The sequence below is a fragment of the Pseudoalteromonas phenolica genome (assembly GCF_044788725.1).
Taxonomy (GTDB): domain Bacteria; phylum Pseudomonadota; class Gammaproteobacteria; order Enterobacterales; family Alteromonadaceae; genus Pseudoalteromonas; species Pseudoalteromonas phenolica_C.
This window is the reverse complement of sequence record NZ_CP173162.1, coordinates 258,305-282,334: the sequence shown is the minus strand read 5'-3', so window position 1 is coordinate 282,334 and position 24,030 is coordinate 258,305. Positions and strand designations below refer to the sequence as shown.

Annotated in this window: 16 protein-coding genes; 5 read left to right on the top strand and 11 right to left on the bottom strand. The window is 36.7% G+C overall.

Annotation, left to right across the window (positions count from 1 at the left end):
* Positions 1-37: 37 nt before the first annotated feature.
* Positions 38-409 (bottom strand): hypothetical protein, encoded by a 372-nt coding sequence (locus ACH784_RS18880; protein WP_404396573.1) that lies wholly within the window; start codon positions 407-409, stop codon positions 38-40.
* Positions 410-493: 84 nt separating this feature from the next.
* On the opposite strand from ACH784_RS18880, the gene ACH784_RS18875 reads away from it, so the two are divergent.
* The 3 genes from ACH784_RS18875 to ACH784_RS18865 all read left to right on the top strand — a co-directional run bounded on the left by ACH784_RS18875 (position 494) and on the right by ACH784_RS18865 (position 5,087).
* On the top strand, positions 494-655 hold the full coding sequence (locus ACH784_RS18875; protein WP_404396570.1) for an oxidoreductase-like domain-containing protein: 162 nt from the start codon (positions 494-496) through the stop codon (positions 653-655).
* A gap of 276 nt (positions 656-931) precedes the next feature.
* Complete coding sequence (locus ACH784_RS18870; protein ID WP_404396568.1) at positions 932-3,535, top strand: TonB-dependent receptor plug domain-containing protein; 2,604 nt, start codon at positions 932-934, stop codon at positions 3,533-3,535.
* Between the two features lie 94 nt (positions 3,536-3,629).
* Positions 3,630-5,087 carry a tetratricopeptide repeat-containing sulfotransferase family protein gene (locus tag ACH784_RS18865; protein WP_404396565.1) on the top strand — a complete coding sequence of 486 codons (1,458 nt, stop codon included), beginning with the start codon at positions 3,630-3,632 and terminating at the stop codon, positions 5,085-5,087.
* On the opposite strand, the gene ACH784_RS18860 is transcribed toward ACH784_RS18865, so the two are convergent.
* Positions 5,047-5,949, bottom strand: a complete 903-nt coding sequence (locus ACH784_RS18860) for an alpha/beta fold hydrolase (RefSeq protein WP_404396562.1) — start codon at positions 5,947-5,949, stop codon at positions 5,047-5,049. The two genes, ACH784_RS18865 and ACH784_RS18860, sit on opposite strands and share 41 nt — an antisense overlap.
* Before the next feature lie 123 nt (positions 5,950-6,072).
* Here ACH784_RS18860 and rlmF point away from each other — a divergent pair, with 123 nt between their 5' ends.
* A complete protein-coding gene (rlmF, locus tag ACH784_RS18855; RefSeq protein ID WP_404396559.1) occupies positions 6,073-6,963 on the top strand; it encodes a 23S rRNA (adenine(1618)-N(6))-methyltransferase RlmF in 891 nt (296 codons plus the stop codon).
* A 5-nt stretch (positions 6,964-6,968) separates the two neighbouring features.
* Here rlmF and ACH784_RS18850 read toward each other — a convergent pair whose 3' ends face one another.
* On the bottom strand, positions 6,969-7,550 hold the full coding sequence (locus tag ACH784_RS18850; protein WP_404396557.1) for a thymidine kinase: 582 nt from the start codon (positions 7,548-7,550) through the stop codon (positions 6,969-6,971).
* Between the two features lie 127 nt (positions 7,551-7,677).
* Positions 7,678-7,872 (bottom strand): bacterioferritin-associated ferredoxin, encoded by a 195-nt coding sequence (locus ACH784_RS18845; protein WP_404396554.1) that lies wholly within the window; start codon positions 7,870-7,872, stop codon positions 7,678-7,680.
* 269 nt (positions 7,873-8,141) lie between these two features.
* On the opposite strand from ACH784_RS18845, the gene ACH784_RS18840 reads away from it, so the two are divergent.
* The gene (locus tag ACH784_RS18840) at positions 8,142-12,638 is read left to right on the top strand and encodes an EAL domain-containing protein (RefSeq protein ID WP_404396552.1); all 4,497 of its coding nucleotides are present in this window, start codon (positions 8,142-8,144) and stop codon (positions 12,636-12,638) included.
* Positions 12,639-12,741: 103 nt separating this feature from the next.
* Here ACH784_RS18840 and ACH784_RS18835 read toward each other — a convergent pair whose 3' ends face one another.
* From ACH784_RS18835 to ACH784_RS18805, 7 genes are all read right to left on the bottom strand, one after another.
* Positions 12,742-15,489: an ATP-binding protein gene (locus ACH784_RS18835; protein WP_404396549.1), complete on the bottom strand. Its 2,748-nt coding sequence runs from the start codon at positions 15,487-15,489 to the stop codon at positions 12,742-12,744.
* 72 nt (positions 15,490-15,561) lie between these two features.
* Positions 15,562-16,452 (bottom strand): cation diffusion facilitator family transporter, encoded by an 891-nt coding sequence (locus ACH784_RS18830; protein WP_404396546.1) that lies wholly within the window; start codon positions 16,450-16,452, stop codon positions 15,562-15,564.
* A gap of 102 nt (positions 16,453-16,554) precedes the next feature.
* Positions 16,555-17,865, bottom strand: coding sequence for a nuclease-related domain-containing protein (locus ACH784_RS18825; protein ID WP_404396543.1), 1,311 nt, complete (start codon positions 17,863-17,865; stop codon positions 16,555-16,557).
* A gap of 93 nt (positions 17,866-17,958) precedes the next feature.
* Positions 17,959-18,945 carry a WD40 repeat domain-containing protein gene (locus tag ACH784_RS18820; protein ID WP_404396540.1) on the bottom strand — a complete coding sequence of 329 codons (987 nt, stop codon included), beginning with the start codon at positions 18,943-18,945 and terminating at the stop codon, positions 17,959-17,961.
* 9 nt (positions 18,946-18,954) lie between these two features.
* Entirely contained in the window at positions 18,955-19,788 is an 834-nt protein-coding gene (locus ACH784_RS18815) for a WD40 repeat domain-containing protein (RefSeq protein WP_404396537.1), read from the bottom strand.
* Positions 19,789-21,340: 1,552 nt separating this feature from the next.
* Positions 21,341-21,505: a hypothetical protein gene (locus tag ACH784_RS18810; RefSeq protein ID WP_404396533.1), complete on the bottom strand. Its 165-nt coding sequence runs from the start codon at positions 21,503-21,505 to the stop codon at positions 21,341-21,343.
* A gap of 175 nt (positions 21,506-21,680) precedes the next feature.
* A complete protein-coding gene (locus ACH784_RS18805) occupies positions 21,681-23,852 on the bottom strand; it encodes a winged helix-turn-helix domain-containing protein (RefSeq protein ID WP_404396530.1) in 2,172 nt (723 codons plus the stop codon).
* Positions 23,853-24,030: the final 178 nt, after the last annotated feature.

Here is a 24,030-nt window from a genome sequence, read left to right as displayed (position 1 = left end):
CTTTTCAGAGAATAACAATTTCGCTTTAAGAGATCACTTATTTACGTGATTTTGAAGATTTATTTGAAATAGAAAAAGAACTCGGTAAAACATCGACTCCTACCCACTGACCTAATTTGACAATAAGCGGAATCGTTATCGGTGCGAAAGGCAATAAAGCAAACACACCTAAACCAAGACCTTTAAGAATATCTACAAGTTGCTCATTTGCGATTTTTAATTCAGATTTATGAGCCTCACCGAAGCTATACCGTTTATAAATATCAAGCATTTCTTTGGTCTCTTGCTTCTCTTGCGCAAGTGCAACTTTAAGTGCAAGCATAGAACGTCTTAATCTGATCTGCTGCCTTCTTTTACTAATTCTGGCAACCCTGATCGGGGCTTTATGTACTACTTTAATTAGCCGCATTCTTAACCAAATTTATTAATCACTCTGACAGTTTAGCAAAACTTGATAAACTCTTACCATGTATTTAAGTAATCTCTCACATTTATGCTAAATCAAACAGAAAAACAAAACCCTATGCCCGAACCGCAGAAACCCAAGCCTGATGAATGCTGCGGTGGGGGGAGCTGCTGCCCTTGTGTATGGGATACTTACAGAGCACAAAGGAAAGCTTGGTTAGAATTTAACGAAAAACTTAACAAAACATAAATTAGACCAAAGCATTACTTTTTTATGGAATGCTTTTGCATTCCAACTTTACCTATTCTAGAAAAATATTTCATACTTAACATAAAGTTACGTTTTCTGTTTGCGCTTTCCCCTTGTCATGTCTACTTTTAACTTTAATGCAAATTTTATTTGCATTATGTGTTAACTAAATGTATCAATAATTAACAGGTTAAAATCGCTCACAGCAAATTGATGAGCATTCTTGTTAAAAATTTATAAGAAACCTTAATGACAACATTAATCTGGGGAAACAGGATGAAGTTAAAATTATCAAACGTAAGCCGTGCAATCACTTACGCATTAGCATCAACAGCGACAATTGGTCTGTTTAGTACTGCAGCCTATGCTGAAGAAGATGAAGGTGCAAAAAAGAATATTGAAAAAATTGCAGTTGTTGGTTCACGTGCAGCACCGCGCTCAGTAGGTGACTCACCGGTTCCAATCGATATCATTGGTGCTGATGAACTCGCAAAAGCAGGTGGCGATGACATGCTAGAACTTCTAAAAGGTTCAGTGCCATCTCTAAATGTTCACCAAAACCCTATCAGTGATGCAGCCTCTCTTGTTCGTCCAGCAAACCTTCGTGGCTTGCCGGCTGATAGCACACTAATTCTACTAAACGGTAAGCGCCGTCACCGCTCTTCTGTCATCGCATTCTTAGGTGGTGGTATTAACGATGGTGCTCAAGGTCCAGACATTTCAGTTATTCCAAGTATTGCTTTAAAACAAGTTGAAGTACTTCGTGATGGTGCAGCAGCTCAATATGGTTCTGATGCGATTGCAGGTGTAATTAACTTTGCTTTAAAAGATGCATCTGAAGGCGGATCATTTGCTATCAAACAAGGCCAATACTTCGAAGGTGACGGTGACACCACGACAATCGAAGGTAACGTTGGTTTACCATTCTCTGATGATGGCTTTGCAAACCTTAGCTTCCAATACAAAAATGCAGATGCAACAAGCCGTAGTCTTCAGCGTCCAGACGCTGCAGCTTATGATGCTGCAGGTGTACCAGGCGTAAGAAACCCAGCTCAAGTTTGGGGTGCACCAGAAATCAAAGATGACTTTACATTATTCGGTAATGTTGGCTTAGAGCTTTCAAATACATCTGAATTCTATATGTTTGGTAATTACTCGGAGCGCGATGTTAAAGGTGGTTTCTACTATCGTAACCCACAAACTCGTCCTCAAGTTTACTCAAATGATGAAGGCGAGACGCTACTTGTTGCAGATTTAGATGGCCTTAATACAGGTATATCATGTCCAACGGTTAACCTTAAAGACGCTGATGGCAATCGTATTTTAGATGTCACACAAATCGCTGCGTATCAGCAAATTGCATCAAATTCTGAAATCGGTCAAAACTGTTTTGCGTTTAACGAAATCTTACCTGCAGGTTTTACTCCATTCTTTGGTGGTAATATCACTGATACGTCATTAACCATTGGTACTCGTGGTGATATCGAATCAGGTTATTTTAAAGATGCACGCTATGATATCAGTGGTTCTGTTGGTCGTAACGAATCACGTTATTTCATTACTAACACTGTAAATGCTTCGCTAGGTGCTGATACTCCAATGGACTTTAGCCCAGGTAAGTACATTCAACTTGAAAAGAACTTTAATGCCGACATCAGCAAAGGCTATGATTTCGGCCTTGCGTATGACGTTAATGTTGCTGCTGGTTTAGAATGGCATGAAGAAACATTCGAAGTAATCGCTGGTGACGAGGCTTCATTTATTGCGGGTCCTTTAACACAACAAGGTTTTGGTATCGGCTCAAATGGTTTCCCAGGTTTTAAACCTTCAGCGGCAGGCGAATTCACGCGCCGTAACTATGCAGCTTATGTTGATGTCGAAACACCATTCACTGAAGAGTTCTTAATGGGTTGGGCGTTGCGTTATGAAGATTATGATTCATTTGGTTCGACCACCAATTATAAAGTAAGTGCTCAATACCAAGCAACAGATGACCTTTCTTTCCGTGGCTCAATGAGTACTGGCTTCCGTGCTCCAACGGTTGGTCAAGCGAACGTAAGTAACGTACAAACTAACTTAAGTAGTGGTGTACTTGTTGACTCAGCGTTATTACCACCAACGAACCCTGTTTCACAAATTTTAGGTGGTACTGAACTTCAACCTGAAGAATCTGAAAGCTACACACTTGGTGCTGTTTACCGCTCTGGTGATTTATTCTTAACTGTTGACTACTACAATATCAAAGTTGAAGACCGTATCAGTCAATCAGATAAAATCGACCTAACAGATGCTCAAAAGGTAGCCCTTAAAGCAGACGGTGTGCCGAATGTAGATAGCATTGCGCAAGTTAGCTTCTTTACTAATGACTTTGATACTACGACTCAAGGTGTAGATATCGTTGCTAACTACTCTATGGATTTACTAGGTGGTTATGCCACTTTCAGTATGGCGTATAACTGGAATGAAACAACTGTAGATAGATTCTCTGCAATCACAGGTGATTTCAAAGTTAAGCGTCTTGAAGAAGACTTACCTCAACACCGTGCAACATATACATGGTCGCAACAGTGGGAAGATTTCTCTGGTTTCCTTCGTTATAACTATTTTGGCGAATACCAAGGTGTTCACGTAGATTATGATGCAACAGCAATCATGGCTGATCCATCATTTACTATCGACGCTGAAGTAACATATTTCGCAACTGAGTCTTTAAGCTTCACAGCGGGTGCAAACAATCTGTTTGACCAAGAGCCTGAAAAGCTTGATTTCGAGGCAGCGACAGGTATTCCAAATAACAACTGGGGTGGTAAGTACTATGAAACCTCTCCTTACGGGATTAATGGCGGCTTCTACTATGTGAAAGCAACCTACACATTCTAGATTACTGTAACCCAGCAGCAAAAGGCGAAATGGCGATAGCTATTTCGCCTTTTTATTTTTATGATTATAAAAAAGAAATTAACACAAATAATCCATGTTACTACTAAACAGAGCAAACGAACTGCTTGAGCAAGGAAAACTCAGAGAAGCTGAGTTTATGTATAAAACCGTTTTAAAAGAAAATAATAAATTAGGTCCTGCATTATTTGGCCTAGGTCGTATATGCATGAGATTAGAAGACTACGATAGCGCTATTTATTATTTAAAACGTGCCTGCGAAAACTTACCAAAAATGCTCGATCCGTTATTTGCACTGGCCGATGCTTTTATGGCTGTCGGTTCATCGGTCGATGCTAAAACTGTTCTTGAATACACCCTAAGTGTTGCCCGCCACAATGCACAAGCCCATTATCAATTAGGGCAATTTTATTTAGATCATGGCTTTATTGAAAATGCCGAGAAAACTTTTGAAGCGGGCTTAACTTGTCCTACAAGTGCCGTTTCGGCATTTATGCTGCACGAACTTGCTCAAATTTCCCCTGAAAGCAAACTAGAGGGTCATATTGAAAGGTTGCATGAGTTATTGACCGAATACGACAATAAACGTTTAAAAATTGTTGTCTATTATGCGCTTGCTAAATGCAATCATCGCCTAAAAGATCATAACCAAGCTTTTGATTATTTTAAATTAGCTAATGATTTACAACTGAGTTTATGTGAGTTTAAAACTGAGCACATGACTCCGTTTTTTAATGATTTAAAAACACAGTGTTCAGATGAGTTTTTTGACCAACCCAATGACAAAGTTAAAGCTACCTTCACACCCGTATTTATAGTCGGATTGCCAAGAACAGGCTCGACGCTTCTAGAACAAATGTTGGTTCAACATAGTAATATTGGCACTATGGGCGAAAGCACAGTTATCAGCGATAAGATTGTTCCCTACTTACAAATTCGAAATGAAGCGCCATTTCCGAAGTGCTTGCACACGCTTACAACTTCTATGTTAGATCATTGTCGAAGTTTGTATGTTGATGAGATAAAAAAACACAGAGTCGGGGAAGAAGTTGTCATTAATAAACTGCCAGCTAATTTTCAAAATGTAGGTTTGATACAGAAGATCTTTCCTGATGCCAGAATTATTCATCTGACTCGCTCTTTTAATGCAAATGCATGGTCAGTGTTTAGCAATCACTTTGCTGAAAATGAACCTTATTTCTGCTCACTGAGCGAATACAAACAGTACGCAGATTTTCAAGAAGATATTATGGCGCATTTTAAACACTATCTGTCTCGAAATATCTATACCCTAAGTTATGAAGATCTTTTAGATGAAACGCCTAAACAGCTTAATAGAGTATTAAACTTTCTCTATCAGAAGTTTGAGCCCGAGTGTTTAGAATTTTATAAATCCAAACGTCCAGTATCCACATTGAGTAAAGCACAAGTGCGGAGGCCTTTAGATCAAAGCCCTCGCTCAAACTGGCAAGTGTATGAAAAACAAATTTTAGCTATGCTTGATGATTCACAAACCAATCAACCAAATCCTTAAACTGATCCGTGATTGCATGTGGGCTTGTTAACATATTGATGTGGTCATAATCACATTTATGACCCTGCTTTTTGCCATAAATTCTGATTTCTTGAATGCCTTTACCAGATTCTTCCATAAATTTTTTGATATCAATAGGTTGAGCTAAAGCTTTATCTCTCGAACCCGCAATGTGCAATATTGGCGGTAAGACCATATCCTCAATTACTGCTTTGTAATCAAATCCATCATCACTGTCTATCCAAGGCTTTTTCTTTGCCCATTCCATACTTTGATAATGAGATTTCACAGTTTCATTATCACTCCCCCACTTGAGCTTACGCGCATCTAAAAAGCCTTTTCTTTTACTCAATATCGGCGCCAAGGTATACCAAATTAGGTTTGCTTGAATTAGTTTACTCGGGTGGTTGTTATACAGACTTCTTTTCGTTCCAAAATAGCCACAAGCTTTGACATGTTCTTTATGCTCAGGAAAACGAGCAAGAAAGCTATTCAATAAAACCCCACCCCAAGAATGAGCAACCCAGAATTTAGGGTAGCTTCCAGTTTGTTTTTTTATGAAGTTCAGCATGGCGGGAATATCTTCAAGGATAGATTCAGTTTGTCCATATTGAGATAATTGAGATATTGCAGGCTTACTTTTACCCCGCCCTCTTAAATCTGCGACAAAGCATTGGTAACCTTTAGTAGCTAAAAATGGTGCCAGTCCCTTATTTGATTCTGTATAAAAAATCTTGCCGTTTTCGACAGCACCATGCAGCAAGAAAATTGCATCTCCCATACAACTAGGATCATAAATGTGCCTAAGATGAAGTACTTGCTCACCTTCCATAGGGACTAATAATGAATTTTGTTGGATCATATAAATGCCTTTTTATCTCATCGTACCAGTGTGTATATTCTATGGCAAATCCAATACCTTTACTATTTAAGCTATTAACAGATAGAGGTATAATTAACTTTCACTCAGTAAAAATGAAATTCAATGCATCCAAGAAACGCCCACCGACACGGTTATGATTTTGACCGATTGATCGACACTACCCCAGCACTCAAAGCATTTTTAATTAAAACACCTGCAGGTAAAACAAGTATTGATTTTAGTAATGCGAACGCAGTGAAATGCTTAAACCAAGCCCTTCTTAAGTGCCATTACAAAATTGATTACTGGGATATCTCTGAAGAGTTCTTGTGCCCGCCTGTTCCTGGCCGCGCTGATTACATTCATGCAATTGCAGATTTGTTAAAACAGGATAATCAAAGCCGTATTGTAAATAATGTCAAAGCGCTCGATGTGGGCACAGGCGCAAACCTGATCTATCCAATACTTGGTGAAAGAATTTACAAATGGACTTTTACAGCATCTGATATTAATCCCAAAGCAGTTAAGAATGCAGAATCAATCTGTAGCAAAAACAATTTAAGTACTGAGATAATTCTACAAAAAGACGCGAATAAATACTTTGATGGCATCATTGAGAAAACTAAAAGATACCATTTCACAATGTGTAACCCACCTTTCCATAACAGTGAGCAATCAGCCAATAAAGCTACCAGGACTAAATGGCAAAAGCTTGGTAAGAAGCCTAGCTCAAATCTTAATTTCGGAGGTCACTCACCTGAGCTATGGTGCGAAGGTGGCGAAGTAAGCTTTATCAAAAAAATGATCCGTGAAAGCAAATTGTTCAACGAGCAATGTGCCTGGTTTACTTCATTGGTATCAAACAAAGATTCATTGAGGCCGATTAAACTCGCGTTAAAGAAGGCTAATGCAGTAGAAGTGAAAGTGATTAAAATGGCTCAAGGCCAAAAAACCAGCCGTTTTATAGCTTGGAGTTTCTTAACTAACTCCAAGCGTTTAGATATGTACAAATAAGGCTTTTAAATCAACGACAGCGCTTTTTTATAATGCTCACGGCAAACGGAAACATACCTGTCGTTGCCACCAATCTCAACTTGGTTGCCATCATAAATGGCATTCCCATGCTCATCCGTACGAAGCACGCGATTTGCCTTGCGGCCGCAGTGACAAATCGTTTTCAGCTCTATCAGTTTATCTGCCCAGGCAAGAAGGTACTGCGCACCTTCAAACAGCTCACCTTTAAAATCGGTTCTTAAACCGTAGCACAAAACCGGAATTTTAAGTTTGTCGACCACATCGGTCAGTCCATCCACTTGTGATTTGCTCAAAAATTGACATTCATCGACCAGCAGGCAATCGAGTTTACTGGTTTCATGTAATCCTTTAATTAACTCAAAAACATCTGTTGTTCTGTCATAAATATGTGCTTCAGCTTCAAGGCCAATTCTTGATGCGACCTTGCCAACCCCAGCCCGGTTGTCAATTGCAGCAGTCAAAATAAGCGGGGTCATGCCTCTTTCTCGGTAATTAAAAGCAGATTGTAATAAAGTGGTAGATTTACCGGCATTCATAGCCGAATAGTAGAAATATAACTGAGCCATAACACTATGCAGAAAATAAAAGTTGCTAAAGTCTACATAAAAGCGTGAATTAATACTACGTGAGATAGAAGTAAGAGAGGAATTCCAACTAAGATAAGAAATAATTAATTTTCAATACAAGAGTGAATTAAGCCACTTGCTCGGTTATATCAACAATTTCAATTAACTTTTCGTTTAGAATCTTTTTGGTGCAGTTAGTGCATTTACCACACTGCGTACCAACACCGAGATTTTTACTCAAATCACGCATGCTGGTTGAACCAGCTTCAATAGCTTGCTCTATTTTAGAATCAGTGATGCCATGACAAATGCAGATATACATGAATAAACTCGAACTCAATTAAACTGACGTAATTTTATTCTAAACAAAAACCATTATCAATAACAAAGTTCAAAATTAATGCGAATTATTTCTATTGTTGCAATATAAAACCACTTCCTCCACATTTAATATGAGTGAACTAGGCAAAAACAATGCTTTAATCTAGCCCTCAACACCTGACTGTGCTAAGTTTATGATCATAATGTTAACCGTTGTTTTCGACAAAATTCATAATTTAATTATTGTGTTATTTTGTTTGGTAGAATTTGATGCATTTAAAGCCTTATCTGATTTTAACCTTTACTTTCTTCTTACTAAGTTTCTCTTCTCACTCGTCTCAACAAATCTATCGTCTTTCAACGGAAGAAGGTCTTTCTCAAGCAAATGTGAATAATATCGTTCAAGACGAATTAGGTTATATCTGGATTGCAACTGAGCAAGGTTTGAACAGATACGATGGTATCGATGTATCACTTCCGGCCCAAATCAAAAATTTACTGAATGAGCAAATTTACCAAATTCAATTAATTGATGAAGTCAATTTACTTGTTTCAACCAGCTTTGATGGCACCTATTTAATCGATACAAAAACATTAGAAAAGAAAAAAATATACTCTGGGCGCCTAGCTGATAGTCAAAATTTTACTTCTCCAATCAATACTGCACTTAAGGTAGGCAAGAACCTCTATGCTGCAATTGATAATCACGTTTATAAAATTAGCTTAGTGACATATGAATCAAAGCTCATAGGGTCAGTCGATTCAGGACACCTAGTAAGGGCTTTTTTAAATATAGGGAACACACTGTACGTAGGCTCTTCAGATGGGCTTTATTCTCTTTCAGTTGATGTCGATGTATTAACAAAGCATCGTTTTCTAGAGCAAAGTCTTGAAAATGAACTCAATCAAAACGTTAAATTATTAAAATACGACTCTGAGCAAGGCCTATTAATCGGTACTGTTGAAGGCCTATTTGTTTCCCCTACTTCAGGCAATAGCTTTGATTTTGCAAATACATATACTCTTGTGAAGTCGCTCAATATTTGGGACCACGAGAGCACAGCTTATGGTGAATTCATTGCAACAGAGTTAGGGCTATACAAAATTGATAGAAATACTCGTACTGCGAACAATGTTTTAGCACTAGATAAGTCAAAGTATAAACTTAACCAACCTAATATCTTGGCACTAGAATTAGATGAAAATAATGTTCTGTGGATGGCCACACATAACGGTGCTTATTATTGGCCATTGAGCTCTTTACTATTTAACACCATCAAACAAAGTGGTACTGAGTTTATTAATAACAATATATGGGCAATTTATCAGCTACCAGACAATTCTATTTTGTATGGCACAGACAATGGTATTGCGCACATTCCTTCACTCGCTGAAAAACATGATGCAACTTTTTATTTTCAATCAAAGGACAAGAAAGATGTATATGGCAGTAATGCTGTCTACCATATTTTTCAAACTGACAATAACTCAGACACTGTTTATTTAGATACCATTCAAGGTCTCAAAGTTTTTGATTTAAAAACTAAAACGATTTCAGCCCCAAAAGTCGTCACGAGTACAATAGAAAACCCCTTCAATGTATTAAACTCCTCATCTACATCAATAAATCAAGATGAAATCGCATTTATCGGCGAAGATGATTACTTCATTTATAATGTGAAAAATAAAAGCGTGAGTCCAATAAAAGGCCTTGCAGAACAACTCCCTATGTCATCGGCCTATCGCTTTCTAAAACCTCTGCCAACGCACCCTAATGAGATACTAGTAAGCTCTTTACAAGGGCTTTATTTGTTTTCTCAGGAAAGTAAAAAACTAACGCCTATTTATGAGTTTAAAAAAGCAGACGACAAAACTTTTCAAGTCGTTGATGATTGGGAAATCGTCAACGAAAGCTTATGGTTAACAACATCTCACAATGGCCTTATTGAATTAAATCTAAAAGACTTTTCAGAAGTTAAGGTTATAGATGAATCATATGGCCTAGATACACAAGCTTTGTATGAAGTTATGGCTGATCCGTATGGCTTTTTATGGTTTTCAGCTCAAACTGGACTTTTCAGATATGAACCTGATACAGGCCTTATCGAAAAGTTTGGGATTAATAATGGCTTACCTAACAACGAATTTAACGCAGGTGCAAGTTTAAAACTAAATAACCAGCATTTCGCATTTGGTACAGTTTCTGGCATAACATGGTTTGATACAGCCGACTTTATTGAAAACAAAAGTATCATCAAAACTCCTCTCAGCATTACCGATATAAATATTATGTCGAATGAGTTTAACTTTTACCCTGACTATCTAAGCCAAAATAAGTTAAGTCTGCAACACGATGATGTTGGCTTAGAAATCAAGTTCAGTAATTTTGACTTTTCGCATCAACGAAATTCGGTGTTTGTTGCAGAGCTAACTGGCTCTGAAAATGTCAGCTTAACTAACTTGAGTAAAACCAAACTCTTTTTCCCACGTTTAGCACCGGGTAATTACAATATTACGATTAAAGAACTTGCTTTAGACGGTGAGACTTTAATAGACAGCATTACATTGCCAGTAGAAGTTGAATATTACTTTTTAAACTCCCCTGCTGCGTGGATCTTGTACTTCATTGCCATCTCGTCGATTTTATTACTGTCATATCGTCAAGGCAAAAGCAGACAGATGACTATTCAAAAAGCGCTATTAGCTGTGACGACATCAAAACAGCAAACTGAGATGGCGTTAAAGTCTACAAAAAGCGGTACTTGGAAAGCCGATCTTCGAAAGCAATTAATTTATCAATACAGAAACAAAACAACATCAAGAGAATGTGGACAACAAAACGAGTTACCATTAGACGACTTTATTGAGTTAATTCATCCTGAAGATAGACAAAAAGTAGCATCTAAATGGGCACTTTTAGACTCTTCAAAAAACCAAAATATAAACTTAACTTACCGTTTGCAAAATTTAATTGGTGAGTGGTTATGGTTTCAAGACATTGGCCAAGTTACAGAACGTGATGATAATGGCAAACCTCTTGTTGTATCAGGTATTTATTCAAATATTACCGAAAGTAAAGCAACCAATCTTCAAGCCAGTATTTTGGGCCAAGCATTCTCACAAATTGACGAATGGTTATTGATCTTAGATACCCAATTAAACCCGCTTGCAGTTAACCAAAGTTTCTGTGACGCTTTTGACTTAAACGAAGCTGATGCGTTGAGTGAGCTGTCATTCTTAACCTTTGCGAAAATTTTAGGTAAGAAGAAGCTAAGACAATTAATAAATAAAATTAGCGACCTTAAGGCCAACCAGAATTTTAAAATGGAACTGACCGTTGAGACTAATAAGCATCGCGTGAAGCCGATACATGTGAGTGTTAATGCAATTGCGAATGACACAGGAGTCATTGAGCACTTCGTGATTGTAATGTCTGACTTAACAGAGCAAAAAAAGGCCGAAAATGAGCTCCGATACCTTGCAAACTATGACAGTTTGACAAATCTGCCAAACCGTAACCTTATGCTTCAGCATATAGAATTTGCCATCTTTAATTCGCAAAATAATAATACGACTTGCGCACTGCTGTTTATTGATTTAGATAAATTTAAACCAATTAATGACGCATATGGTCACCAAGCAGGTGACAAGTTACTGATCAAAATATCTCAACGAATCAACAGCCTTCTACCTGAACACTGTATTCTTGGCCGTCAAAGTGGCGATGAATTTCTGGTGCTAGTAAAAGATGTCACATCTCCTGAAAGCCTTACAAAACTTACTGCAGAATTAATAAATGTTTTACCAGAAAAAATAGATCTGGATGGTATCTCTGTAAGTGTTTCTGCTAGTGTTGGGGTGGCTCTTTACCCATTTGATGCTAAGTCATCAGAAGAACTTATACGCCATGCTGATATCGCTATGTTCCAAGCAAAACAGTTAGGAAGAAATGGCTACAAGTACTTCACAACATCGATGATCGAACAATATAATCGTAAAATGGTGCTCGAGACCGCTTTAAAAACAGCTTATAAAGACAGTGCGTTTTTTAACCATTACCAGCCAATTATCAATACCTCTAGTGGCCAAATGATTGGAGTTGAATTGCTACTAAGATGGCAACATAACGGTGAAAATATCTCTCCAGTCGATTTTATACCTATCGCCGAAGAAACTGGTCTTATTGAGTTGATGACCGAACAGGCATTGAAACGCGCTTTGGTTGAGTTATCACCATTATTTGATAGGAACTCACAATTCTATTTATCGTTGAATCTATCTCCGATTCATATAATCAGAGAAGAGACTGCGGAAAATTTATGCCAAATCTTATCGTCTTATCAATTACCGACTTCTAGATTAAGGTTAGAGATCACAGAAACATCTTTAATGGAAGATAAAGAAAAAGCTAAATCATCATTAAACATGCTCAAAAAAGCTGGCTTCAAACTCTTATTAGATGACTTTGGTACTGGGTATTCTTCTCTGACTTATTTGAATCAATTCCCTATAGATATTATAAAAATCGATCAGTCTTTTGTTCGAAAAATGGATGAACAACATACCAACAAGTCTATTGTCAAAACAATTCATTCACTGGCGAGAAACTTAAACATGTTTTGTATTGCAGAAGGCGTTGAAACACCAGCACAACTTAAGTTTTTAACCGACCTAGGATGCAACTACATGCAGGGTTATTTGTTTTCAAAACCTTTGCCTATAGAGCAATTACTTCTAAAAGAACAAAACACCACGAGTTGGCGTTGAGAATATTGAGAGTGTTGAAAGTGTTGAAAGTGTTGAAAGTGTTGAAAGTGTTGAAAGTGTTGAAAGTGTTGAAAGTGTTGAACAAGAGAGCTTAGCCGCGTGTTTAGCTGGCTAAATACGCCAAAATTGCTTTATTCAACACTTTGAATTCGATAGGTTTTGCGACGAAGTCATTCATGCCAACGTCTAAACATTTTTTTCTGTCTTCATTATAGGCGTTTGCCGTAATAGCGATAATATAGGGCTGCGCTATATTCATCGTTCTAATTTGCTTTGTACAATCGAAGCCATCTAACACTGGCATCTGACAGTCCATGAAAATCAATGAAAATGCTCTTTCTGAAAGTTGCTTAAGTGCTTCCTCACCATTTACTGCAGTAAATACCTGGCAATTAAATTTCGATAGCATTTTTGTCGCAACAATCTGATTCACTAAATTATCTTCAACAAGTAATACAGCTTCTCCGTTCAAGTTAGCTAGTTGCTCACTTGCACCCTCTTCATTGATCGGTTGTGATGTCTGAGCAGGTATAACAACTTTAAAAATACTACCGGCCATCTCTTCACTCTCTAACAAGATGCTCCCGTTCATTTTTTCAGCAAGTCGTTTGCAGATAGTCAAGCCGAGACCCGTACCGCCATACTTTCGAGTGGTAGATACATCGGCTTGTGTGAACTCGCTAAACAAAGCTTGCTTTTGCTGTTCGCTTATCCCAATACCTGTATCTTGAACTGTTATCACTAAATTATCTTCGACATAATTTATTTTCAGACTCACTTGGCCATTTTCAGTGAACTTCGCAGCATTGCTTAAAAGGTTATTGGTAATTTGCGTCACTCTTAGCGAATCTAACTTGAGGAATGTAGGCACATTTGCCGAAATAGAATACTCAAAAGTAACACCACTGTTTAATTTCGCAGAATCGTAAATTGCAGCTATATCATCAAATAGCTTAACCGCGTTTACCGGTCGAATATCAAGCTCCAGTGCCCCGGCTTCTATCTTTGAGTAGTCTAAAATATCATTAAGTATCAATAGTAAATTTTTCGCAGAAGACTGAATAATCTCTAGCTGATTTTCTCTGTCAGTTTTGTCATTGTGCTCTTTGAGCAAAAGTTCGGTTAGACCAATAATACCGTTTAATGGCGTTCTTATTTCATGGCTCATGTTTGCAAGAAACTGACTTTTTGCTTTACTTGCATTTTTTGCCTCAGACACCGCCTCAATTAACTTTTTAGTTTTGACATTTACCTGATGCTCTAGCTGAGCGTTAAATTCTGTCAGTCGTTTGTTTAATAACTCATTCTCACTATTAGCTAGTTCCAGTTTAGAAAAACTAGAGCTAAGTTTTTGTGCCATCTGAGAAAATTGAAGTTGCAACGTTACTAACTCTACGAAATTACTGCCGTTATTAGCTGAGCTCTCCGCCTGCTTTCTAGGGTCGAATTGATTAATTTCATCACTTAATGCCGTAATAGGTTTAACCAATTGCATCGTTAAAATACGGATCATGAAACGACAAATAATTAAAATGAGTACAGTTAAAAATAAAGGCGTGAGCAAAGAGTTGATCGTCGTTAGGTTTACATGTGCTCGGTCTAAAAAGGTTACAACTGTCCAACCTAGCTCATCAGACTGATAAGCTTTTTGATAAAAAACGGTTCCTTGATTATCTGTATAAAGATCTGTTTCGTTATTCAAGATACCTTTATACGATGCTTCTTCTACCACTTCTAAAACATTAAATTCATGCTTTATTGAGCTGTACACTACTTGGTTTTTTGAGTCTAAAACAACTAGCTCACCGCTTTGTGACAGCAGGGTGGGAATAAACTGCTCAAAGGATTCAAAACGCAAAGAAGCTTCAATGACACCTACAAGGTTGCCAAATTCATAAACTGGCGCCGACAAGCCAACTATTGGTTCATCACCAAAGCCGCGGCCTTTGAAAACACTAGAAATGTACCCTTGAGGATGATTTGGTGCTTCAATAAAATACTCTCTATCGGCTACGCTTGGGAAGTCACCAACAAAGCTATCTCCGAGTAATTGTGGATAAAAGTTAACAACTTCGGCTTCTGGAGAAATATAAATACTTGTTCTAAACCCATCATGCATTTCCACAAGCTGCTCTAACACAATATTAGTGTCTACGCCCTGAGAAATACTGTAACCACTTATTCTAACGGCCCTTAAGTAACTTTGAAGATAATCGACAATTTGCTTGTTCACATTTTGCGCTGAGTCAAAGAGCTTGGACTTCACTTCATCTTCAACACGGCTGTAATGGTTATTTGTCAAAACAATTGAGGTGGTTACTATTATTAGTATAACGAGAAGATTTACGGTTCGATTTAAAATCGAATATAACGGCATTTTTTGCCAATTATGCTTATTTATAAAAAGATTGATCAGATCAACAATTGCTAGACAAATAATTGCATTAACTAGGTACTTAGCAACGGCCGTAAGAACGACTAAATTTGGTAGGTTGAGTTGAAAATGGCCAAGAAAATAAAGTAGTGGTAATCCACAGCAGATCCAAAAAATAATGCCGCGAAAGAAAACCATCTTTTCTTTTTGGATAGCAAAATGGTTTAACCAAACCAGTTCTAGCAAAAATACCATGGTAGGCCAGGAATGCCCCCACCGGTAGAAAATAAATGCAGTAACAATTGAAAGGACTAATAAACTATAACGAAACCCTAATGTAACTAATGCGCCGAGCACAAACGCTTGCCCCAGCAGAAACTCTGAGTTATCTAAAAACCATAAAGGTAAAAGATTTATAAATCCACCACACACCCCGAGGATCATCGCAAGGAGTAGCGGTGTTAGTTTTTTATCCAATTTAATTAGTTTATTTTCGTTATGTCTCTTTAAATTAAATTAAAAACCATCAACTGCCAAGTTTTCATTCAGTTAATGTTCAGGACAGTCATGGCTTTCGATTTGTAAAACACACTGCGAAACACCAAAAATAGCATTTAACTTGTGTTCAATTTGCTCCCTGCAAGCTTGATCATGTAAATCAACCGTACAGTGGTGCTTTAACACAACATGTGCACCCACAGCTATTTCATTGTCTACTTGCGTAATGGTGACACTGTGTACGCTTTCTACATGATCAGTTGCCAATATTTGGTCTTCAACTTCGTCAGAACTTGGCAAGTTAACTTCTTTTGTTAGCAGTCCTATCAGACAGCTTCTCACCACTTTTATTCCGGTGAAAAGTACAAACAGTGAAATGAGCATACTTGAAATAATATCAATCACTTGAAAACCGGTTACATAAATTAAAATACTCGCAACAAAAGTCGATACGGTAGAAAGCAAATCAAAAAATGAATGTAAGAAGACCGCATAAACGTTAATACTTTCTTTTCTGCCTTTATATAACACCCAAGCAGATAAACCATGAAATAAAAAGCCCAGAGCAGCAATAACTGACATTAAATATGTATTTACTTCTTCACCTTGTCCGTCATGATGATGTCCTAATCGCTCACTGCCCTCATAAAGTATTACTACAGAGATAGCTAAGTAAAGTAAGCCATTAATTAAACCGCCGCTAAACTCAGCTTTCTTATAACCATCGCTATAGTTTTTAGCCAAATGTACAGCGACAGATGAAGCAATAAGTGCAATAAATAACGAACTATTATGAACAAAAAGGTGGCCGGCATCAGCAAGCACCGCAAGCGAATTTGAATAATAAGCACCTGCGAGCTGGATCAACATGAAAGTACAAGTAATTGATAAAGCTATAAGAAGACGTCGTCTAGAAGCCTGGTGAGTTGTAATGTCCGTCATTAAAGAAATGAGTACCTGAATAAAAGGAAATGATATACAGTCTCAATTGTAACTCAAATTAGATGCCGTGTGGATAAAAAATCAAAGTAAAATGATTTTAGTCTAAGTATCCCATTCTGATTGAGGCTGCTTTTTTTGACCTAGTTTTGACATCATGTCTTTGAACGGGTTACTCGGTTTATATTCACTGAGTAGTAGAACAAAATGAGAAATTTGTTCTTGTGTAAAAACACGCTCTTCATAATGCTCTATCTTTGCTAAAAGCTGACCTGTTTGAAAAACATTGCTGGGCATATTGGTTCTAAAGTCAGCTTCTTGGTCAAAGACAACAAGACCTTGAATATGCTCTTCTAATCCAAACAACTGTTTCACTCCCGCAATCTTAAGCGGTAACTGTCGACATGGATTATTAAAGTTACTTCTATTCTTACCTAATTGCTCAGTCCAAACTTCAGATGTTGTATCTGCATAGATCCTGCCTGTTTGAGGCTGACATGCAAGTACAAAAATACCGTACGGTGACAGAATAAGCTCATCAATATCCGCCATACCACCTGGGATCGGTAAACTAATCTTGCTGTATAATGTGTAATCACTTACTGGTAAGTGCTTCATTAGATATTTATTTACCGCAATATAACTAAAGTGCTTTGTGAATAACCTCTTAGCCACAGGTACAACAAAACGTAGACTTAGCAACACAATTAACAACAATATCAATAAATATAAGTAGTCTTCTATGTATACAAAAAGCGTGTCGAGTCCTGTTGTATGTTGATATTGCTCTTGGCTGTAATCTATAACTGGAGGTGCTTGCTTAACAGGCTGAACTTCTGTGTTTTGAATCGGTTTTGCTGGCAAGCGTTGTTCATCTGATACTGGCTCTACTGAATTTTCTTGCGCTTTGCTTTTCTCAATACCTTGTTCTGCAAGAGCAATATCTTCTTCTTTTTGCTTATTCGTAAATTTACTATTTTGCTGCCACTGCTGCTCAAATAATTGCTGAAATCTTTCTAATTCATTATTACAGCGTAACTTGTTCACTGAACTTAGTGGCTTTTTTAAACAATAACTTGGTGCTGTATAAAATCCTTCCCATGCTAATTGCTTCGCTTCATCTGAGAACAAGATAATTTTTTCGGGTTCAATTTGACTAGCATTTTGCTTTTGTTGTGCATTTTTCTTCGTAGAATACGGCGTGTTTTGACAAAAAGCCTCTAACCTTTCTTGTAAACGACCATAGCGATTCCCTAAAGATTGTAAGTCGTCACCAGAACTCGTATTCATTTTTTTTGAGATAGACTGGTATTCTTTGAAAAATCTTGCGCATTGAGCTTCAGATAAATTGGATTGAAACGCAAAAGCAGCACTTGTGAATGCTGTAATCCATATTAATGCAAGTCTGATAAGCATACGAATACCTTAGTCCATTAGAGTTTTGATTCAAATAGAATCAGTTATAACAAAAATAGTTTAAAACTTACTGTCTAAATATCATAGCAAAGTTTACTGTTTTATCAGCGACCACTTTTGGTACACGCCTTCACTAGTCACTGTTACTATGTCTTCTCCGTCACTTTTTACATCCATCGTTGTGCTACCTAGCGAAAGCACTTTTGAAGACCAAGTAAACAGCTCTTTACCTGTTTTTATGTGCCAAATAGAAATATCTGTTTTTGGTGTTGTTGTTAATAAATGCTTTTTATCATCTAAAAACAATGCTTCTCTAAACCAACGGAACCTAGAAGAGTAATCTAAGTGAGATTTTCTTTCTCCAGAGTTAAAATCAAAAACCACTTGCTCTTTTAATACATCAGATGCAAACACCAACCCACTTTCGTTATTGAAAGCTAGGCTACTCAATCGAGTTTTAAATTTTTTCTCATATTGAATCTCCAGATTACTCACTGCTCGTTTTGAAATTTTCCCATCAAGACCACCCGAGAGCACATATCTGTCAGCATCATCAAAATACAAGTGATTAATAGTACTATCGTGGATCCGCTCTTTAATAGAAGAGTTACTTGACCTGTTGTAAACAAACAAGGTGCCGTCAGTCATACCTATCGCTATAAGTCCTGCATGTCGAGATAGATTAAGTGCAGAAATTTTTGCAAGCGGTTCATCCGATTCAATTTTCAAGCGACCTAATTTCGATTTCTGTTTCACATCCCATAAATCGATATAATTTGCGCCAGCAATTATCAGTAATCCTGCGACCTTTTTATAAGAAAACACTCTCAGTTCTTCAGGCGTTTCAGAAGGACCTAATGAGAAAATAAGCTGTTTTGTATCTAAGTTCCAAACGTATAAGTTTCTCTTTTCATCAATCACTGTCAGTTCTTGAGAATCATCTGTAAATTGAGCAAGATAAACTAAATTATCAGTAAACTTGTGCGTGCTTTTTTCACTAATCGAAAAAGTCGTCGGATCCTCACAACCAGATAAAGATACAACAAACACTAATAATAATTTATATACATATTTAGTCATATCATTACCTTATAAAGTATTTAGCTGTGTTAAATCCCACTTTTCTAGCATCGCATCGGAGTTTATTGTTAACAGCTCTCCCTTGTCATTACTAAACATAGATAAGATTGTTGCTGTTGGCGTTTCAACCTGACTTTGCCAAGTGCCAAGCTCCTCTCCAGTTTGTGTATCCCATAAAGATAAATGGTTCTTTGAAGATGAAGTAGCTAAAAGATCAGCATGATTAATAAAGTAAGCTTGCCTAAAAACCATAAACCTTGCCATATACTGAAGCTGAATTGCAGCTCCCTGACCTGTTAAAGGTTTGACCAATTGTGTTTTTAAAGCATCAGATACAAACATATTGTTGCTATCGTGGCCCAACACTAGCGATGTAATTCTGTGAGCAAATTCTTGTTCTGTTATCGGCTCTGCTGAAGCAAAAACTCGATAGGCAAGCTTTCCATCTTGAGACGCTGACCAATACTTTTCATTATCTAAAAATGAGATGTGTGTTACAGGTCTAGTGTGAGGCTTAAAACGGTTGTTCAGCCGAGTAGATAATGTCGCCATATTTATGGCACCATCAGACATACCCACGATTAATTTGTCGTTATCATCTGATATGGCCAATGCCGATATTTTGGCAAATTGTTGCACACCCATAAACTGAGTTTTACCAATCAAGGCTTTTCCTGAAACTGACCAAATCGCAACATCATTATCGTTGGCCAAAATTAATTTTGAGCCATCTCCGGACAAAAGCGCTAGTCGGGTCTGTTGAAGCTCTTCACTTTTGGGGACTTCAAACTCAACATTAAAATTATTAGCATTAAAAACAGTTGCTTGACCACTAAGTTTCAATATTAAAAGTAAGTTTCCTTGCTTAGAAAATTGAGCACTTAACAATTGCTCATTGCTAAGATCTGAAATCACACCTTTTGAAAAAGTGACTTCTTTATTGCAGCCAAAGAGTATGAATGTGGTAAAAAAAATAAGTAGCTTAAAACAACGCAAAATAAACCTCGAGGCAATAACCTGCAACACCGACTTAGCTTATGCAATATTGATGCAAAAGTGTAAGGCAAAAGTCTAGAATCGAATTGTATACTAAAAGCTAAAAAGTGTAATGATGAAAGGTATCGTTAAACTGATCTTCAATCTATTTGAGGGACTAATAGTGACGTTCACTTTGATGGGGCTCTCTTTAAAACAGGCAATTTTAGACTCTTTTACCTTTTTACCGATACGTTATCATTACCTCAGTATAGTTTTCTGAATTAAAAACAATTGTGGTTATTGAAATATGAAGACTACGTATAAAAAAGCCAATCAAAATGATTGGCAAAAAAGCTCACGTACTTCCATGTAACTATGAAGTGGACTTAGATTATTGTTTTGGTATTGCACCCACTCCATATTAGTTATGATAGTAGAAGTAAGTACTACAACACTTGTGAGTCATTCCCTGAAACACGACTGGATGAATTAGTTTTACACATCGTGCGTCCCTGCTATTTAGTTCCTATGATCTTTCCTTGCAAATTTAGTCGCAAATACCAATCCTTGCGAAGCTGCGAATAGCTGTTCCATTCCTTGATTACCTTAACCATTCCTTGATTACCTTAACCATTCCTTGATTACCTTAACCAATCCTTGATTACCTTAACCAATCCTTGATTACCTTAACCAATCCTTGATTACCTTGACCAATCCTTGATTACCTTAACCAATCCTTGATTACCTTAACCAATCCTTGATTACCTTAACCAATCCTTGATTACCTTAACCAATCCTTGATTACCTTAACCATTCCTTGATTACCTTAACCATTCCTTGATTACTTCAACCATTCCTTGATTACCTTAACCATTCCTTGATTACTTCAACCATTCCTTGATTACCTTAACCATTCCTTGATTACCTTAACCATTCCTTGATTACTTCAACCATTCCTTGATTACTTCAACCATTCCTTGATTACTTCAACCATTCCTTGATTACTTCAACCATTCCTTGATTACTTCAACCATTCCTTGATTACTTCAACCATTCCTTGATTACTTCAACCATTCCTTGATTACTTCAACCATTCCTTGATTACTTCAACCATTCCTTGATTACTTCAACCATTCCTTGATTACCTTAACCATTCCTTGATTACCTTAACCATTCCTTGATTACCTTAACCATTCCTTGATTACCTTAACAATTCCTTGATTACTTCAACCATTCCTTGATTACTTCAACCATTCCTTGATTACTTCAACCATTCCTTGATTACTTCAACCATTCCTTGATTATCTTAACCATTCCTTGATTACCTTAACCATTCCTTGATTACCTTAACAATTCCTTGATTACTTCAACCATTCCTTGATTACTTCAACCGTTCCTTGATTAAATCCTACATAAACTAACCTACTAACTTTTCGACTTCTTCAACTACGCATCTCGCATAACTTGTTTTAGAAGGACGTTCTGTAGTGTCACCCCCACCTCTGACTAGGCGTGTGTCTGAACTAATGACCTTAGAGTTTGATAGCTCTTTTAGTTTCTTTTTATTTAGAGTTAAAAACATGAGTAGCCTCGTTGTGAAAACAGCAACATAAAAAGTATTAAACAAGATTCAACAGCCTTTAAAAAGAAATTAAGACTAGCGCCGCTGAATCTTTTTTCATACTAGCTAGAAAGGGGAAGAAGAGAATGAGGGATTACTTACAAATACCTAAAAAATACAACTCACAATTTAGTAATTATTGAATAACGTTGAGTAAAACTACCTCATTACTTTTAAAGCTTTGTATTTGAATGATAAGTTTTAATCCCCCCAACTTTTCAGTGACCGAAAAATCTGCAATGGTTTTTTCAATGGTATTAAAATCATCTATTAAATTTGTCTCCTGAAGTGTCTCCAATGAGTATTTAAATAGACTTGAGCCTGAAGAATAGTACAGTTCTTGCCCATATAATTTCCAATGAATATAAGGATAACCAGACAGTGACAAAATAAATTTTTGAATACCTTCTTGGGGGTCGAAAAGGTAAAAATTATTGTAAAAATCTTGATAAAGTATTTTATCATCATCAGTTCTTGCAATGCTTTTAGCATTTTGATGAATAATCTTTTGTAGCTCTTCCGTCTCTAAGTTGAACATCCATACATGCTGTTCACTTTGTTTTGATTCTAAAACTAAAAGTAAATTTTCTTTATTGAACCAAGCTAAATCTACAATTTGATTTTGGACAGTAAACTTATCGATTACTTTTTTCTTAATAGGGTCAATTAAACGTAACTCTTTATTATAGCTTAAGGCAATTAGCCCACTGTTTTCGTAATAATCTCCCGAACCAAATGTAGGTAAATCTATAGCAATATCATTTTGAACTAATTCTTTATTGAAGTAAGAAAATAACTTCATAGGCTCACCTTCTTGAAAAAAGTAAAAGCCTTCTTTAACAGCAATTGGCATAAACTCAGTTGCCCTACTATCGACTAATTTCTCTTGTGATGCTGATTTCAAATCATATTCAAAAATATCATTGTCAGAAGTTCTAGTAGCACCATATAAAGAGTTAAAACCAGGCAACATAAAATCAATATACGAATCTGCTTTTAATGATTTAGTTACAACCTGTTTAGAGCTTATATCAAGAGTACTGAGCTTCTTTGAGTTAGATACATACCATGTAAGATTATTTGCATCACTACTCCATGAAACCCGTCGAATGCTTTCAGGTGTTTCATAAAGTAGCTCTTGCATACTGCCGTCTAAATTTGCAACAAAAATCTGCCTCAAACCGACTTTTGAACGGATAAACACCACTTTATCTTTCTTTGGCGAAAGAGTGACATATCTGTCACCGTATGAATCGATATTTGGAGAGGTAACTTGAAACTCTTCACCGGTTTCTAAATCTCTTGCAACAAGCGCTGATAAGCTAGGGACATTTCGATAGCCAAACTTTGTATAAATAATTCTGTTACTTAGCTCATCAGTAACTAGACTGAGAATATATTGAGACTCGCAATCCAATACTTTTTCTTTTGCCGCAACTTCATTGTTAACCCTAAAATCAGCTCGCCAAATTTCACATATACTTTGCTCATTATTGATAATTTGATAGTAAATACTGCTGCTGTTTGATGCCCAGCCAATAGGGTAGCTGTCTAGTTCTTCAGAAATTATTTTTGTATTTTTGTGTGTTTCTAAATCAATTAAGAAAATTTCATCAACATTGTTTTTAGGATTGAGTTTACTCACTGCCAATTTATCATTCGATGGCGATAAGCTGAGCAATGAATAAACGCTATTATCTGAGATAGAAAGTTTTTTAGACTGAAGATTTAATACCTTGGGTTGTGTTTGCCACCAATATGTTGCACCGCCACCAGCTATCAAAAATGCGATAATTAGAAGAAAATATTTTAAACTAAATAATGAGCTTGGCTTTTCTTTATACCCTAATAAAAACTGACTTGATTGAGTTGATGAATTAAGGCTTCTTGTCTCGTTGGCAGTTGTACTGATGTTAATTTCATTGGTGGCTTGTGAAGTGGCATCAATTGAATACTCACCCAGCGTGGTTGAGTCTTCATATACATATTCAACCTCACAAATAAAACTATAACCTTTCTTATAGTGAGTTTTTATTAAATTAGGAGAATCATTTGTTGCTTTAAGTAAGCGCCTCAGATCAGAGATGGCTTTATTGATTGCGTTGTCATCAACATAATGGTTTGCCCATACACTGCTAACAAATTCATCTCTAGAAATAATTCTATTTGGATTAAGAATGAAGTAACAAAGAATTTTATAGCTTAAAGGTGTTAGTTCTTGTGTCGTTATCTCACTGATTAAACTACAACTTCGAGTACATAGCGTCCAATCAGCAAACTTAACTTGAGAAACATTAGTATCAAACAAAATAACAACCACCCTTATTACTAAGCAATAGCATTATAAATTTAAAACCATGCTTATCAATCAGTTATTCATACTTTGAAACACTCTAAAGCAAATATTTGTAAACAAGATTAAAATGAAGCCAAACATATGAATATTTAATTTATCACACTCTTCAAATTGAAAGCATGAATTATGT

Excerpts from the sequence above, each read along its gene's own strand:
- ACH784_RS18880 (WP_404396573.1), bottom strand. The coding sequence starts at position 409 with ATGCGGCTAATTAAAGTAGTACATAAAGCCCCGATCAGGGTTGCCAGA.
- ACH784_RS18875 (WP_404396570.1), top strand. The coding sequence starts at position 494 with ATGCTAAATCAAACAGAAAAACAAAACCCTATGCCCGAACCGCAGAAA.
- ACH784_RS18870 (WP_404396568.1), top strand. The coding sequence starts at position 932 with ATGAAGTTAAAATTATCAAACGTAAGCCGTGCAATCACTTACGCATTA.
- ACH784_RS18865 (WP_404396565.1), top strand. The coding sequence starts at position 3,630 with ATGTTACTACTAAACAGAGCAAACGAACTGCTTGAGCAAGGAAAACTC.
- ACH784_RS18860 (WP_404396562.1), bottom strand. The coding sequence starts at position 5,949 with ATGATCCAACAAAATTCATTATTAGTCCCTATGGAAGGTGAGCAAGTA.
- rlmF (WP_404396559.1), top strand. The coding sequence starts at position 6,073 with ATGCATCCAAGAAACGCCCACCGACACGGTTATGATTTTGACCGATTG.
- ACH784_RS18850 (WP_404396557.1), bottom strand. The coding sequence starts at position 7,550 with ATGGCTCAGTTATATTTCTACTATTCGGCTATGAATGCCGGTAAATCT.
- ACH784_RS18845 (WP_404396554.1), bottom strand. The coding sequence starts at position 7,872 with ATGTATATCTGCATTTGTCATGGCATCACTGATTCTAAAATAGAGCAA.
- ACH784_RS18840 (WP_404396552.1), top strand. The coding sequence starts at position 8,142 with ATGCATTTAAAGCCTTATCTGATTTTAACCTTTACTTTCTTCTTACTA.
- ACH784_RS18830 (WP_404396546.1), bottom strand. The coding sequence starts at position 16,452 with ATGACGGACATTACAACTCACCAGGCTTCTAGACGACGTCTTCTTATA.
- ACH784_RS18825 (WP_404396543.1), bottom strand. The coding sequence starts at position 17,865 with ATGCTTATCAGACTTGCATTAATATGGATTACAGCATTCACAAGTGCT.
- ACH784_RS18820 (WP_404396540.1), bottom strand. The coding sequence starts at position 18,945 with ATGACTAAATATGTATATAAATTATTATTAGTGTTTGTTGTATCTTTA.
- ACH784_RS18810 (WP_404396533.1), bottom strand. The coding sequence starts at position 21,505 with ATGTTTTTAACTCTAAATAAAAAGAAACTAAAAGAGCTATCAAACTCT.